This is a genomic window from Xanthocytophaga flava, from assembly GCF_030068545.1.
Lineage (GTDB): Bacteria > Bacteroidota > Bacteroidia > Cytophagales > 172606-1 > Xanthocytophaga > Xanthocytophaga flava.
Genome location: NZ_JASJOR010000009.1, coordinates 18,234 through 30,859, shown reverse-complemented (window position 1 = coordinate 30,859; position 12,626 = coordinate 18,234). Strand labels below are relative to the sequence as shown.

The 12,626-nt window shown below is 38.5% G+C and carries 18 protein-coding genes; 6 read left to right on the top strand and 12 right to left on the bottom strand.

Features of this window, described 5'->3' with window-relative positions:
* Position 1: 1 nt before the first annotated feature.
* The 4 genes from QNI15_RS14730 to QNI15_RS14715 all read right to left on the bottom strand — a co-directional run bounded on the left by QNI15_RS14730 (position 2) and on the right by QNI15_RS14715 (position 2,903).
* Positions 2 to 859 (bottom strand): AraC family transcriptional regulator, encoded by an 858-nt coding sequence (locus QNI15_RS14730; protein WP_314032326.1) that lies wholly within the window; start codon positions 857 to 859, stop codon positions 2 to 4.
* Between the two features lie 15 nt (positions 860 to 874).
* Complete coding sequence (locus tag QNI15_RS14725; protein ID WP_314032325.1) at positions 875 to 1,369, bottom strand: anthrone oxygenase family protein; 495 nt, start codon at positions 1,367 to 1,369, stop codon at positions 875 to 877.
* Positions 1,370 to 1,412: 43 nt separating this feature from the next.
* Positions 1,413 to 2,039, bottom strand: coding sequence for an NAD(P)-dependent oxidoreductase (locus QNI15_RS14720; RefSeq protein WP_314032323.1), 627 nt, complete (start codon positions 2,037 to 2,039; stop codon positions 1,413 to 1,415).
* An 87-nt stretch (positions 2,040 to 2,126) separates the two neighbouring features.
* Positions 2,127 to 2,903 carry an AraC family transcriptional regulator gene (locus QNI15_RS14715; RefSeq protein ID WP_314032321.1) on the bottom strand — a complete coding sequence of 259 codons (777 nt, stop codon included), beginning with the start codon at positions 2,901 to 2,903 and terminating at the stop codon, positions 2,127 to 2,129.
* Positions 2,904 to 3,059: 156 nt separating this feature from the next.
* Here QNI15_RS14715 and QNI15_RS14710 point away from each other — a divergent pair, with 156 nt between their 5' ends.
* The 3 genes from QNI15_RS14710 (at position 3,060) to QNI15_RS14700 (ending at position 4,767) form a co-directional block, all read left to right on the top strand.
* Complete coding sequence (locus tag QNI15_RS14710) at positions 3,060 to 3,515, top strand: hypothetical protein (RefSeq protein WP_314032320.1); 456 nt, start codon at positions 3,060 to 3,062, stop codon at positions 3,513 to 3,515.
* A 142-nt stretch (positions 3,516 to 3,657) separates the two neighbouring features.
* The gene (locus QNI15_RS14705; RefSeq protein ID WP_314032318.1) at positions 3,658 to 4,419 is read left to right on the top strand and encodes an arylamine N-acetyltransferase family protein; all 762 of its coding nucleotides are present in this window, start codon (positions 3,658 to 3,660) and stop codon (positions 4,417 to 4,419) included.
* Between the two features lie 84 nt (positions 4,420 to 4,503).
* Entirely contained in the window at positions 4,504 to 4,767 is a 264-nt protein-coding gene (locus QNI15_RS14700; RefSeq protein ID WP_313978450.1) for a helix-turn-helix domain-containing protein, read from the top strand.
* A 94-nt stretch (positions 4,768 to 4,861) separates the two neighbouring features.
* Here the strand turns inward: QNI15_RS14700 and QNI15_RS14695 are convergent, their stop codons facing one another.
* Positions 4,862 to 5,053, bottom strand: a complete 192-nt coding sequence (locus tag QNI15_RS14695) for a cold-shock protein (protein ID WP_313978451.1) — start codon at positions 5,051 to 5,053, stop codon at positions 4,862 to 4,864.
* Positions 5,054 to 5,381: 328 nt separating this feature from the next.
* On the opposite strand from QNI15_RS14695, the gene QNI15_RS14690 reads away from it, so the two are divergent.
* Together QNI15_RS14690 and QNI15_RS14685 are read left to right on the top strand one after the other, a co-directional pair.
* On the top strand, positions 5,382 to 5,837 hold the full coding sequence (locus QNI15_RS14690) for a cold-shock protein (RefSeq protein ID WP_313978452.1): 456 nt from the start codon (positions 5,382 to 5,384) through the stop codon (positions 5,835 to 5,837).
* Positions 5,838 to 5,845: 8 nt separating this feature from the next.
* Positions 5,846 to 6,343 (top strand): hypothetical protein, encoded by a 498-nt coding sequence (locus QNI15_RS14685; protein ID WP_314032316.1) that lies wholly within the window; start codon positions 5,846 to 5,848, stop codon positions 6,341 to 6,343.
* Between the two features lie 107 nt (positions 6,344 to 6,450).
* Here QNI15_RS14685 and fabV read toward each other — a convergent pair whose 3' ends face one another.
* Positions 6,451 to 7,644 (bottom strand): enoyl-ACP reductase FabV, encoded by a 1,194-nt coding sequence (gene fabV / locus QNI15_RS14680; RefSeq protein WP_313978454.1) that lies wholly within the window; start codon positions 7,642 to 7,644, stop codon positions 6,451 to 6,453.
* Positions 7,645 to 7,845: 201 nt separating this feature from the next.
* Here fabV and QNI15_RS14675 point away from each other — a divergent pair, with 201 nt between their 5' ends.
* The gene (locus tag QNI15_RS14675) at positions 7,846 to 8,553 is read left to right on the top strand and encodes a DUF1028 domain-containing protein (protein WP_314032314.1); all 708 of its coding nucleotides are present in this window, start codon (positions 7,846 to 7,848) and stop codon (positions 8,551 to 8,553) included.
* Positions 8,554 to 8,560: 7 nt separating this feature from the next.
* Here QNI15_RS14675 and QNI15_RS14670 read toward each other — a convergent pair whose 3' ends face one another.
* The 6 genes from QNI15_RS14670 to QNI15_RS14645 all read right to left on the bottom strand — a co-directional run bounded on the left by QNI15_RS14670 (position 8,561) and on the right by QNI15_RS14645 (position 12,381).
* Positions 8,561 to 8,881, bottom strand: coding sequence for a hypothetical protein (locus tag QNI15_RS14670; protein ID WP_314032312.1), 321 nt, complete (start codon positions 8,879 to 8,881; stop codon positions 8,561 to 8,563).
* 389 nt (positions 8,882 to 9,270) lie between these two features.
* Positions 9,271 to 9,531 carry a hypothetical protein gene (locus tag QNI15_RS14665; RefSeq protein ID WP_314032310.1) on the bottom strand — a complete coding sequence of 87 codons (261 nt, stop codon included), beginning with the start codon at positions 9,529 to 9,531 and terminating at the stop codon, positions 9,271 to 9,273.
* A gap of 433 nt (positions 9,532 to 9,964) precedes the next feature.
* The gene (locus QNI15_RS14660; RefSeq protein WP_314032308.1) at positions 9,965 to 10,567 is read right to left on the bottom strand and encodes an alpha-ketoglutarate-dependent dioxygenase AlkB family protein; all 603 of its coding nucleotides are present in this window, start codon (positions 10,565 to 10,567) and stop codon (positions 9,965 to 9,967) included.
* A complete protein-coding gene (locus tag QNI15_RS14655; RefSeq protein WP_314032306.1) occupies positions 10,554 to 10,799 on the bottom strand; it encodes an Ada metal-binding domain-containing protein in 246 nt (81 codons plus the stop codon). Before QNI15_RS14655 ends, QNI15_RS14660 begins: the two co-directional genes overlap by 14 nt.
* 5 nt (positions 10,800 to 10,804) lie before the next feature.
* Entirely contained in the window at positions 10,805 to 11,518 is a 714-nt protein-coding gene (locus QNI15_RS14650) for a 2OG-Fe(II) oxygenase (protein WP_314032305.1), read from the bottom strand.
* 14 nt (positions 11,519 to 11,532) lie between these two features.
* Positions 11,533 to 12,381 carry a bifunctional helix-turn-helix domain-containing protein/methylated-DNA--[protein]-cysteine S-methyltransferase gene (locus QNI15_RS14645; RefSeq protein WP_313978464.1) on the bottom strand — a complete coding sequence of 283 codons (849 nt, stop codon included), beginning with the start codon at positions 12,379 to 12,381 and terminating at the stop codon, positions 11,533 to 11,535.
* Positions 12,382 to 12,626: the final 245 nt, after the last annotated feature.

Below are 12,626 nucleotides of genomic sequence, written 5' to 3'. Positions count from 1 at the left end.
CTTATCTGAAATTATGCCGAAAGGCTTCTGGTGAATAGCCTGTGTGTTTTTTAAAGAACCGGATAAAGTAGGAAGTATCTTCATATCCCAGATAATACGCTATCTGATTGACCTGATTGGAAGTAGCCAGCAGATAGCGTTTAGCTTCCAGAATACAGTAGTCTGTAATGAGTTCGGAACAAGTTTTGCCCAACATGGATTTGGTAATAGCATTTAACTGGTAGACAGACAAATTCAACATATCTGCGTAGTCAGATACCTGCTTATGAGTGGTAGCATGGGTTTCTAACAATTCAAGTAATTCCTCCAAGCGTTCTTGTCCATACAGGTTTGTACTCGCCGAACTCTTTTGATTATTCTGTCGAAGAAGTTTAATAAAACAAATGCCCAGATTTGCCTTAATCACTTCCTGAAATCCTTCTTGTTGGTCAGTATATTCCTGAAATATATACCTCAATACAGAAAACAGTTTCTCAAAATTCTGGTCATTAAACTGATAAGAATTAATCGATCCTACCCTACGTAATACATGACTGGCTTTATGATCCTGAGGCGAATAGAAAGCTATTGTGAATTGCATCAGATATCCTGTACTACCAGCTTTTAGTGTAAGTTTATGCACCTGGCCAGGGCGCATAAAGAAAATAGTATTGTCAGAGACTTCATACGGAATAAAGTCTATTTCATGAGATCCTGCTCCTTTCTGTAAAGCCAGCATGTAAAAGAATGTATGTCTGTGTGTGTCCTGTATACTGTCTTTGCCACCAAACACTTCCTGTACATCCCGTATACTGAAACTATCTGACAGAATTGACTCCTGAGGAACAGTGGTAATATTTCGTATGGGAATATTTTCCATACGGCAAATGTAAAACTAATTCCCTTTACGAACCAGACAAACTCCAATAGCTGCCATTACAGCTACCAGAGATGCAATTGTACGCACATGATTCCAAATATTCCATCGGCCTTCAAATAAAGATCGTTGTTTTTGTATCTGTTCCGAACTAGCAGTTGAAAGTGAGAAAGCATCCAACTGGTTATTCAATGGAACATTAGCCACTATTGTTACCCCAAACACACCAATGCCATACACTACAGAAGCTGCTAACAAAAACAGAAATGTGGACTTATTCAAAGAATACTGCTGAATACAAGCCCAGGGAAGTAATAGTAGCGCTCCAAAGAAGCAGCTAAAGAACAATGGATTTTGAATTTCACGGTTAATAGACTGCATAGCTTTGATATATTCTATATCAGACAATTTCTGCAACCCAGGACTCACAGAAACAGAGTAGGCAAAAAACAACCCTGCCATCAATGCAGTCAGGGTTGTTGCTACCAGTACGATCACATCGGGGAACTTCATAGGATGCATTGGAGAGAAAGTCTAAGTTATTTTTTACCATGTATTAGTTGGAGATACTAACAGCCTTTCGGGAATAAAGTCTGTTCTGCAATTGCTGCAACATGAAATTAGCCACATCCGCTCTGGAAATTTTGAGGCTTAGCTTTTTATAGTTCCCATCAAAATCCACTTTGTAGGTATTGGTCACCGAACCATTGGTAAAAGCACTGGGACGTACAACAGTATAATCCAGTGAGCTGTCAAAAATATAACGTTCCTGTATCTGATGATCCTGAAAAGCCTTTTTGAGCAACCAACCAAACATGATGTATTTCCAGAAGAAATTCAGATTACCTGCACTGTTCCCCAACCCCAGTGTAGTCTGGCAGATAAAACGTTTACTACCCGTTTTTTGCATGGCATCCAGAATGTGTCGAGTACCTGTTGCCCGTACTTTTCCATTGGCACCATCTCCAATGGCGCATAATACCGCGTCCTTATTTCGGATGGCATTTTCTACATCGGTGGCATGCTGGAGATCACCTTTGATGATTTGCAGATTATCATGAGCAAGAGCAGCCAGCTTTTCAGGAGAACGAGTAAAGGCTGTTACAGCATATCCCTGATCCAATGCTTGTTTTACAAGTTGAGAGCCTACACTCCCGGTAGCACCAAAAATAATGAGTTTCATAGTGGTAAGAAATTTAAGTTATACCACAAAGTTGGTGCATGGGAAACGCGGAAAATAGAATAAAAACGACAGCTGGTGATTTTGTGCTTATTTTTTTGAAAAAACTTTAGGTGTTTTTCCAGTATAGGCTTTGAAAACACGGATAAAATGTGACTGATCAGCAAAACCGTTTTCGTATACAACATCCGTAAGCTTATTGTAGTCTTTTACTGTGAGTTGTTCCAGTGATAACTGAAACTGAATAATCTGAGCAAACTGTTTGGGTAATAATCCTGTTTCGCTGGCAAATCTTCGTTCAAGAGTACGTGGGTTAAGTTCTACTTCTTCTGCAATAGCTCGAATCGGCTCCTGTCCTTTGGTAAGGATAATCTTCTCAATTACTTGTTTGATTGTCAAATCAAGACTTTGTTTTTTGAGTTGAAACATCTGATATAGGAAAGAGGTTAATGCTTCTATTCTCTGCGAAAGCTCTGAACAGGCCAGCAACTGTTTGGTAAAAGTGAGACTATCAAATTCTGGAAGTTGCGCCAGGTCGTAACAAGTATCATTAATAGACTTAGGAGTAACTCCGAAAAAACTCTTTAAGACAAAAGGATACAATTGGTAGATAATCAGTTGATAGGTTCCATCTATTTCCATCTCAATAGGATGAAGTGTTTGTCCATACAAAAACAAAACTGGCATCTGCTTTTTATGAGGATTCACGATCAGACCATGGGATGTTTGCTGAAATAGTAATCCGGGATAGCCATCGGCAAAGAAAGGCAGATTGGTTTTGATACCAGAATCTATATTTTCAAATACCCAGATAGTTTTTACAAAAAGAGCAATCGATTTATCAGGAACTATGGTCTGAAAATTCATTCTATAGTGGTACAGTTTATATGAGGCAAAGCTGTGTTGGTATAAAAGTTTACGCAGGAACTTCAATCTCATTGTGATTTCTTGTTTCTTTCAATACTTTTAACCAGATATTTATCTTGAAGATAAAACCTTTTCATTATTTTTCATCTTGCCCTTATGACAAGTTTTAAATTATTTGGCCTTTCTTTTTTGATTATCAGCATTTCAACAGGATTACTATGCCTGGCGTATGAATACCCTCTCATTGCCACTTCATCTCCTTATAGCCTTTTTGACTTTACTATGTTTGGACTTTTACTAGCAGTCATGAGTTATAGTCTGGTATATATTGTCTTACCTGTTCTGTCACACCTGAAAAACGATCTTCAATTTACGCACTCCGACAAAGCTTTTTATAGTATCTACACACTACTATGCCTTCATTTTTTTATACTGGTAGGAGGTTATCTGGAATCGGGCATGTATATCCGTGAGGGCGCTGACTTTCTGTATTATTACAAAGGAGCGGGTAACAGTCTCATATATGTTCTGACAGGTACTGTCACTTCTCTTATCATTGCTACACTATATGCCACGAAACATTCTGTGCCTGAATATGACACAAAGGAATAAAACCAGTTTCCTTTCATACATAATTTCTTGACAAGTAGGACAATAAATAATCATTTTTGTAAAAAGCCATCCGGTTTTGGCATAACATTTTTTACTATTTGTCATAGATATCATACTCCTATCTTCCTGGCAACCAAGCGTTATGGATATTACCAGCTATTTACAACGAATCCTTTTTTCAGGCCCTATTGTACCTGATACCCAAACTCTGATAGCTATTCACGAACAACATATCTATCAGGTGCCCTTTGAAAACTTAGACGTTCGTTATAACCAGCTTTTTAGCTTACAACTGGAAAAGGGATATGAAAAGATAGTTACCCAAATGCGGGGTGGCTTTTGTTATGAGCTTAACCTTATTTTCAACTGGCTTCTCAATAAGATAGGATTTTCAAGCAAACTCATTTCTTCCCGCATTTTTGACGATGCAGGCAATCCCGGCCCTGAGTTTGACCATATGCTGGTACATGTAAAAACAGACAAAGAGTACCTTGCAGATGTAGGATACGGTGATTTGTTCATTCGTCCACTCGAGATAAGAGCAGGTGTTCAAAGTGACGGTAGAAACTTCTTTAAGATAGAAAAATACAATGATGAAAACTTTCTACTTTCCATGTCACCAAATGGGATTAAATTTCAAAAGAAGTATATTTTTAATCTGATACATGTCACCCCAGATGCATTTGAGGAAATTTGCCTATACAAGCAGACGAACCCAGAGTCTTACTTCGTCAAAAATACAATCTGCACAAAGCCTACAAAAACAGGTAGAGTAACCATATTCAATAATAAACTCATCGAAAAAACAACCAGTCGGCGATTTGAGGATATAATTACAGATGAGAACCACTTAAAAAAGCTTTTAAGAACAAAATTCGGCATTGAATTAGGTCTGTCTATGTAATTTAAACCAGGTATATTACTCTTATCAATTTACAGATATAGAGTAGCATGTATACTAATTTCTCAGTACAAACGTTTAAGTAATATGACATCTATAAAAAACCCATCAATGGATAACGCCAGCAATACGATTGCAAGCCGTATCCATTACCTGCGTACCCGAATTGCAGGTTTGACACGGACTGACTTTGCACAGAAACTAGGCAGTAAACCGGTCAATATCGCAATATTAGAACGAGGTATACGCAGGCCTAGCGAGAAGTTGCTTAACAGATTCCAACAAGTATATGATGTCAATATTAATTGGCTATTGACAGGCACAGGTAATGTTCTGATAGAAAAAATTTAGTAGTAGTATTTCCAACAAGAATAAGCCCTAAACAAACAAACCCCTTCTCCAGGGGTTTGTTTGTTTGAGATAATATAATCTAAAGTAGGTTATATTAAGCCAGTTGAACATTCACGGCATTTAAACCCTTCTTGCCTTTCTCTACATCAAAGGTAACTTTATCGTTCTCTTTGATCTCATCAATCAAGCCTGAAACATGAACAAAAATATCTTCATTAGAAGAGTTGGACTTAATGAATCCGAATCCTTTCAGATTATTAAAAAATTTTACGGTACCTTGTTGCATTAAACAGTTTTTTAAAATGACATCTTTAAAGATATGGTAATTAACTGACAATAAAAAACTTACCTTAATATATATTTTAAAAATAAGCCCTTGGAACAACGCTGTTCGTCAACAAAAAAGAAAATCCCCGAAACAGCTATTTATCTAAAAAAAAGTGTAATATATGTCTATATAATTGGATATATTGATACATAATCAAACTAATTATAGTAATAAAGTGTTATTATTACAGCAACGCATTTTTTTACGGGTAATAATTTTAGATTTCTACCCGGCATATCAAAGCCTACCATATTCATATCACCTTAAAAAAGCAAATTAATCCCTTATGGCAAAATCCAGAGAAACGTATAATAAAAAAGAAAACGTAGTAAAAAAACAAAAAAAGAAACAGGATAAAGCAGAAAAAAGAGCCGAACGGAAGACACACTCAGATAAAGGAAAAAGTGTTGAAGAGATGTTTGCCTATGTAGATGCAGATGGAAATATTACTTCTACCCCACCAGATCCCAAACAAAAAAGAGCTATAAAGCAGGATGAGATTGTGATTGGAGTAGCCAGACAGGCTCCTGTTGATCCTACATTGGATGTGAGAAAAGGCAAGGTCACCTTCTTTAATGAAGCTAAAGGCTATGGATTTATTAAAGATTCGGACAGTCAGCAAAGTGTTTTTGTACATGTAAAAGAACTCCGTCAGCCTATCAAGGAGAATGATCGTGTAACCTTTCTGATTGAACAACGGGAAAAAGGACCTAGTGCTGTCAGTGTACAGCTTGCAAGCTAGTTTCCTATATGCCTCTTCAACTGTCTAATCTTAGACTAGGTATGAATGACCAGTATAAAAGCAACAAATTTCTACTATGGATAATAGGTTGTATAATGCTGGTCTTTGTAAATATATCGGTGAAGGCACAAACTCTTGCGTCATTACGGAAACAGGAATCTAACCAGATTTTGAAACAAATCAAAGCGTTCCTGGTAAGTAAAAATCTTCAGAAGGGCGATAGTCTACCACAACAAGCAGATATTCTGGAAATCCGTAATCAAACACTATTACAAAATCAATCTGTAGGAGTATACCAGTTTGGCGTATCTGCCAACAAGAGTAAACAATATATACTACTCAGAGATCATGCACATTGTACTATTGTTGATCCTGACCAGTTGGGAAATACGGTCAAGATGACTACTGACTTTTTGCGGGAGTGTCACTTTACTCCTGCACAGATAGAAGAGTACTCTCAGGAAATACAGCGTATTTACGAATACAATCAGAACTTTAGTAAGTAGGCTTTTAAAGGAAGGAATCACTCACTATACATGCAAAAAACATCCTATGAATAACATAGATATAGTAGCTATGGTACTCATAGGATGTTGATATGTTCAATAACAATTTATTCTACCAATCCAGGTACCTGAACCATCTCATTGGCATCCGCCTGGTAATCTACACCTGCTACATCAAAACCAAACAGATTCATAAAATCGGCCTTATATCCAGCCAGATCGCCAATCTCAGGCAATGATTCTGTAGTAGACTGCTCCCACAAAGCAGCAACTTTAGCCTGCACATCTTCTCTCATTTCCCAATCATCAATACGGATACGTCCTTTCTCATCAGTTGGTATGGCAGATCCTGCAAACAAACGAGTCTGGAACAGACGCTGCATCTGTTCGATACAACCTTCATGGATACCTTCCTCTTTCATAACCTTATATAGCAGGGAGATATACAATGGAATTACAGGAATGGCAGAGCTGGCCTGAGTTACCAATGCTTTATTTACCGAAACATATGCCTGTCCATTGATATCTTTCAGGCTATCTGCAATGGTAAAAGCAGTAGCTTCCAGATCATCTTTGGCACGACCAATAGTTCCTTTACGGTATACAGGTTCTGTCAATGCAGGTCCAATGTATGAATAAGCCACAGTAGTAGCACCAGGAGAAAGCAGATTAGCACCTTTTAATGCCTCAATCCACATCGCCCAGTCTTCACCACCCATTACGGCAATAGTATTGGTAATATCTTCCTCTGAAGCAGGTGTGATGCTGATTTCAGAAACGACTCCTGTATGGAAGTTAACCGTTTTGTTGGTAAACGTTTGTCCGATAGGTTTCAGAGCCGAATTATAGACTACTCCTGTTTTAGGATGTGTTCTTCTTGGTGAAGCCAGACTATAAATCACCAGATCTACAGTTCCCAGATCTGCCTTGATCAGATCCATGGTCTTCTGTTTGATCTCGTCCGAAAAAGCATCCCCATTGATACTTTTGGCATATAGTCCTGCTTTCTGGGCTTCTGCCTCGAAAGCAGCTGTATTATACCAGCCGGGCGAAGCAGTTTTGCCTTCTGCAGGAGGCTTTTCAAAATATACTCCAATGGTAGCAGCACCTGCTCCAAAAGCACTGGTAATGCGCGAAGCTAAGCCGAACCCGGTAGAAGCCCCAATAACCAACACCTTCTTAGGCCCGTTGATTGCGCCTTTGGATTTGACATAATTAATCTGATTGACTACATTCTGCTTACATCCTTCCGGGTGCGCTGTCAGACAGATAAAACCACGTATTCTAGGTTCAATAATCATTCGAATAGATTTGATAGGTTAATGTGGTATCAAATATGTTTAAGAATTTCGATGCAAAGTACTCAATTTACCCATTAACTACCAAGCGTTCTTTGGAATCCCGGTAAATAGTCTAATTTCAGCTAATTGAAAAAATACAAACTTCATGCAACTGAAAGTCAGCATCACGCATCTACAAGGAAACTATACCAATCTGACCCTATGCGATTTAGTGTACTTCTGGCCTGTTTTCTTAGTATTTACACAAATACCTTAGCCACCTGGTCTATTATTATTATAGATCCTGTTACAAAAGAAATTGGCATAGCAGGAGCCTCTTGTACCTATAATTGCTATGGCATTGGACAGATTATACCTGGCAAAGGTGCCATTATAGTACAGGCCATGAGTAACAAAGATGCCAGACGTAAAGGACTTAACATGATTGAAGCTGGAGCGTCTCCCGAAAAAATTATTGCAGCTTTGCTTGATCCGCTATTTGATCCCGAAAAACAACAATATGCTGTTGTTACTCTTTCCCACCTCGCTACACCTGCCACATATACAGGTGCGGCTACCCATACCTCTCATGGCACATTGACAGCTGCAGGCGTTTCTGTACAAGGCAATACTTTGTCTTCGGAGGAAGAATTAAAAGCTATTCTGGATGCTGTGATACAGGGACAACAGGATTCTCTGCGTATTGATGAAATTCTGATGCGTGCACTGGAAGCTGGTTCTACTGCGGGAGGAGACAAACGCTGTGGCGAACAACGAGCCACTAGTGCGTTTCTGATGGTAGCCAAACCCACGGACAAACGAAAGCCCTATCTGGTTCTGCAATTTTTTGGTCAGAAAAGAGGCGGTCTTAATGCTGTGTCACTTCTGCGTGGTAAGTATGCGAGATGGAAAGCAAAGCACCAATCATAGAAATATTTTACGTTAAATGTTTGCTTGAGGCATTAGCAAGTAGCCCTTTATAGAGAATTTCTATTCGGGCACCTGCATAATACAACTCATTTTCATTAATCAATTCTCTTAATTCCATTAATATAGCTAAGGAATTAGCAGTAAGCAATTCAGCATCCGGATCATATTCTGAACCTTTGACATTTAGGGTCCATGCACTCTCCTCATCTTCCTGACATATATACAATTGTAATGGCCCTGTAGAATAGAAATACTTATAAGAAAGCGTTTTAGTTAACAGTAATTTTGTAATAACTATTCTTTCTTCAGCTGGATAAAACTCAAGCACTGTTCTTCTAAAATAAAGAATTGTACATGAAATAAGAAGGAATAATAATGAGACAATCCATGTAACTATTTCGCCGAAACCAACAAAAAACACCCAAATCATAACAGGAAAAATATAGGAGTTAAGTTGGGGAAATATAATAAAGGTATAACAACTCTCTTCCTTTATCAGTTGTACGTTTCTATTAAAAATAGAAACGTACAACTGTTTTTTTACAGATCTAATCTATTGAATCAGGTTAGTAGTATTACTATTGTAGACCTGTTTTATTTGTTTATATATCAACTCAATCATAATCACAAGAATAGGAAATTCCACAAGATATCTTTTTGACATGCTTTTTCACCTCCCTTATAGCATGAGATAGAAACATCAGGAGTAGGAATCACTTACCACATTTTTATTTGGGAGCCTGCATAATACAATTCATTGGTATTTATCAGGTCTCGAATCTCCATCAAGACGTCAATATTGGTCGTCTCGATTAGCTTTGTATTCACTTCATCAGGTAAGTTTTTGATATATAAGGTATGTGTTGCGGTGAGGGTATTGCTGTCACTATCCTGATTCCATGTACCCCATTCCATATACAAGTTTAATGGCCTTCGATAATGAAAAGCTTTATGAGAAAGTGTTTTGGTTAACAGCATTTTTGTAATAACTATTCTTTCTTCAGCTGGATAAAACTCAAGCACTGTTCTTCTAAAATAAAGAATTGCACATGAAATAAGAAGGGGTAATAACCAGATAATCCATGTAGCCATTTCGCAGGAACCAATAAAGAACACCAAAATTATAATGGGAAAAATATAGGAATCCAATTGGGGAAATATAATAAATGTGTAACAATCATCTTCTTTTAGCAGTTGGGGTTTCCTATTAAAAACAGAAGAATCAAGTCGTTTTTTTACAGATTGTATCTGTTGCCTAATACTAAGTCCTGACTTGTTAAGAAATAACATCACTATTGCAGAATATACGATTATCACCTTCTCAAATATAATCGCAGGAATAGTGTACAAAAAGCATCCTCTGCATCGAAAATGACATATGTAAGTTTACAAGTGCCAAGGGATTTGCCTACTATAGTACAATAGTGCGAAAGGTCAGATTAACTCTGGGTCTGGAAACTTTTTTAGTTTTAGGTAGTGCATGATGCCAGTATGTCTGAGTTGTCCCTTTCATCACCAACAAGCTACCATTCTCCAGAATTACAGAGGTAGTCTGTTTGGTTTGTTTGTGTCTGAAAGAAAATTTACGTTCAGCCCCCAAACTCAGAGAGGCAATCTCGGTATTGGGTCCCAGGGCTTTCTCATCATCGCTATGCCATGACATGCCTTCGTCGCCAGTATGATAGAGGTTTAACAGACAGGAATTGAAGGTTGATCCGGTTGTTTGTTCAACCAATGTTTTTAATTTTAGCAGATCAGCAGTCCAGAGTAGGGCCTGCTTGGTAGTATTTGAATAAGTATACTCGAATTTCTCATCTCCATACCAGGCTGCCATCCGTTTGGTAACAATGTGTTTACCAAAAATAACTACTTCATCATTTTTCCATTCAATAGTCTGAAATAGTTGATCCAAGTAGTAGCGGGCATCCGTTACAGACAGAATCTTTCCATAGTAGTGTGCAATTCCATCTGCAGGTAATATATTTACAATAGGGTCAGTATTAAATAAGTCCATTTTTCCACTTTTGATAAGTATGCCTCATGCAATGTGCACAAGGCCTGTAACCATATGTGATAGCATCATCCTCTGATCTGAAAAACACACGGTTTTCTCTTTTCATTCGTTTACCGGATGTACAATGTAAAGTTCCATAAATTTTTAGTTTTACATTGCCTCCTACTATAATCTCCCGATGTCGCATTTTGTGCCATAAAATACGATCCTCCAACTCACTATGTAGTATCATACGAGTCAGCTTAGTGCATCGTGAAAAATAATTCCCAAGGTATGGCGTTCGCCACTGTGAAGTTCACTTACTCCATGTTTCATTGTTGCCCGGTAATACCCTTTACTCCCTTTCACCGGACGAAAACTGGTCGTAAATAACACCATATCTCCTTTTCGTGGAGTTAGTACCATAGCTTTGGATTGAGCACGTGGAGTTTGTTGCATCAACACAAATTCACCACCTGTAAAATCCTGTCCCGGTTCATTCAGAAATAAAACAATCTGAATAGGAAAAAAGATCTCTCCATACAAATCCTGATGCAGTGTATTATGTCCTCCCTTGCCATATTTCAGTATCAGCACGGTTGGCTTCTGCTGTCCATGCAAATGGCAAAGTAACTGCAATTCAGCCAATGTATCGGGAAAGATTTTATCTATGTGTAAGGCTTTCATCCAGCCATTGGCAACAGGTGCCAGGTGTTCATACACAGATTCCCGTATAGTTTGTATGGTATCCGGCAAGGGATACTGAAAATACTTGTATTCCCCTAATCCAAAGCGGTAACGCTCCATAACAACTGTCTTGCGATACAGGGAAGGATTATCGTATTGTTGAATGAGTTCTTCGCATTGTGTCTCAGACAGCAAAGCAGATACACAGGCAAAGCCTTTTTCGTTCATCTCTTTGGTGATTGACTGCCAGTTCAGTACATTAATCTTTTCTTTTATAGATTGCATACTCATCTGTTTAGTCAATCGGTGATAATTGTTTTGGCAGCTTCCCAGCCAATCATAGCTGTTTTACGGGTTGATCCCCACATATAGCCTCCAATAGTTCCACTTGCCTGAATCACTCGGTGGCAGGGTATCAGAAAGGCAACAGGATTACTGCCAATAGCAGTACCAACAGCACGGGAAGCATTTGGCTGATTGATTTTGCCTGCTATTTCTCCATAGGTAGATAAATGTCCCATAGGAATACGTAGAAGGGCCTCCCACACCTTGAGTTGAAAGTCTGTACCCTTTAGATGCAACCGAACCTGATCGAGCTTGCTCCAGTCATGGGTAAAGATATACAAGGCATTCTGCTGAAGCAGATCCAGCATTTGTCGAAAGCGGGCGTTAGGAAAGTGTTGCTGCAGATCCTGTAAGGCTATCTGTTCATTCTCAGCAAATGCCATATAACAAATGCCTTTGGCTGTGGAGGCCACAATGATATTGCCGAAAGGACTTTCTGCATAGCTATAGTTAATAGATAGATTCTCCCCTCCGTTCTTAAACTCTCCGGGTGTCATTCCTTCTATGGTTACAAAAAGGTCGTGTAGTCTGCTTGTGCCGGATAAGCCGGTTTCATAGGCAGCTTCGGATAGAGATACCTGTCGGTTCTTTAAGATCTGCTTGGCATGTTCTATACTGATATACTGAAGAAATTTTTTAGGACTCACTCCTGCCCAGTCTGTAAAAAGACGTTGGAAGTGAAAAGGGCTCAGGTGCACTTTTTCTGCTACCTCATCCAGGTTAGGCTGGTCTTTAAAGTTTTGTCGTATATAATCTATTGCTTCTGCAATGCGATTATAGTGAATCTGTTCCTGTGTGTTCATCTTATAATGAATTAGATGATACAAAAATAGCAGGTCAGACCCCGTTCCAAAACCCGAAACTTGCGCTCCTTTATCCTTAGTTGGTTAACATTGCTGCTTGGCTCCACTCTCTCACGACAAATAATCTACATTTCTATTTTTATCAGTCACTATATTCATTTCTACACTATAAGGCAGGGAATAATTCTTCATAGTTTATTTTATATAAAAAAGTGGCAGTGTAGTCTATACATAACAGACCACTG

Coding starts and splice junctions, on each gene's coding strand:
- QNI15_RS14730 (WP_314032326.1), bottom strand. CDS start 859: ATGGAAAATATTCCCATACGAAATATTACCACTGTTCCTCAGGAGTCA.
- QNI15_RS14710 (WP_314032320.1), top strand. CDS start 3,060: ATGACAAGTTTTAAATTATTTGGCCTTTCTTTTTTGATTATCAGCATT.
- QNI15_RS14695 (WP_313978451.1), bottom strand. CDS start 5,053: ATGCAACAAGGTACCGTAAAATTTTTTAATAATCTGAAAGGATTCGGA.
- fabV (WP_313978454.1), bottom strand. CDS start 7,644: ATGATTATTGAACCTAGAATACGTGGTTTTATCTGTCTGACAGCGCAC.
- QNI15_RS14645 (WP_313978464.1), bottom strand. CDS start 12,381: ATGAACACACAGGAACAGATTCACTATAATCGCATTGCAGAAGCAATA.
- QNI15_RS14650 (WP_314032305.1), bottom strand. CDS start 11,518: ATGCAATCTATAAAAGAAAAGATTAATGTACTGAACTGGCAGTCAATC.
- QNI15_RS14690 (WP_313978452.1), top strand. CDS start 5,382: ATGGCAAAATCCAGAGAAACGTATAATAAAAAAGAAAACGTAGTAAAA.
- QNI15_RS14660 (WP_314032308.1), bottom strand. CDS start 10,567: ATGGACTTATTTAATACTGACCCTATTGTAAATATATTACCTGCAGAT.
- QNI15_RS14675 (WP_314032314.1), top strand. CDS start 7,846: ATGCGATTTAGTGTACTTCTGGCCTGTTTTCTTAGTATTTACACAAAT.
- QNI15_RS14720 (WP_314032323.1), bottom strand. CDS start 2,039: ATGAAACTCATTATTTTTGGTGCTACCGGGAGTGTAGGCTCTCAACTT.
- QNI15_RS14725 (WP_314032325.1), bottom strand. CDS start 1,369: ATGAAGTTCCCCGATGTGATCGTACTGGTAGCAACAACCCTGACTGCA.
- QNI15_RS14665 (WP_314032310.1), bottom strand. CDS start 9,531: ATGCTGTTAACCAAAACACTTTCTCATAAAGCTTTTCATTATCGAAGG.
- QNI15_RS14705 (WP_314032318.1), top strand. CDS start 3,658: ATGGATATTACCAGCTATTTACAACGAATCCTTTTTTCAGGCCCTATT.
- QNI15_RS14700 (WP_313978450.1), top strand. CDS start 4,504: ATGACATCTATAAAAAACCCATCAATGGATAACGCCAGCAATACGATT.
- QNI15_RS14715 (WP_314032321.1), bottom strand. CDS start 2,903: ATGAATTTTCAGACCATAGTTCCTGATAAATCGATTGCTCTTTTTGTA.
- QNI15_RS14655 (WP_314032306.1), bottom strand. CDS start 10,799: ATGATACTACATAGTGAGTTGGAGGATCGTATTTTATGGCACAAAATG.
- QNI15_RS14685 (WP_314032316.1), top strand. CDS start 5,846: ATGCCTCTTCAACTGTCTAATCTTAGACTAGGTATGAATGACCAGTAT.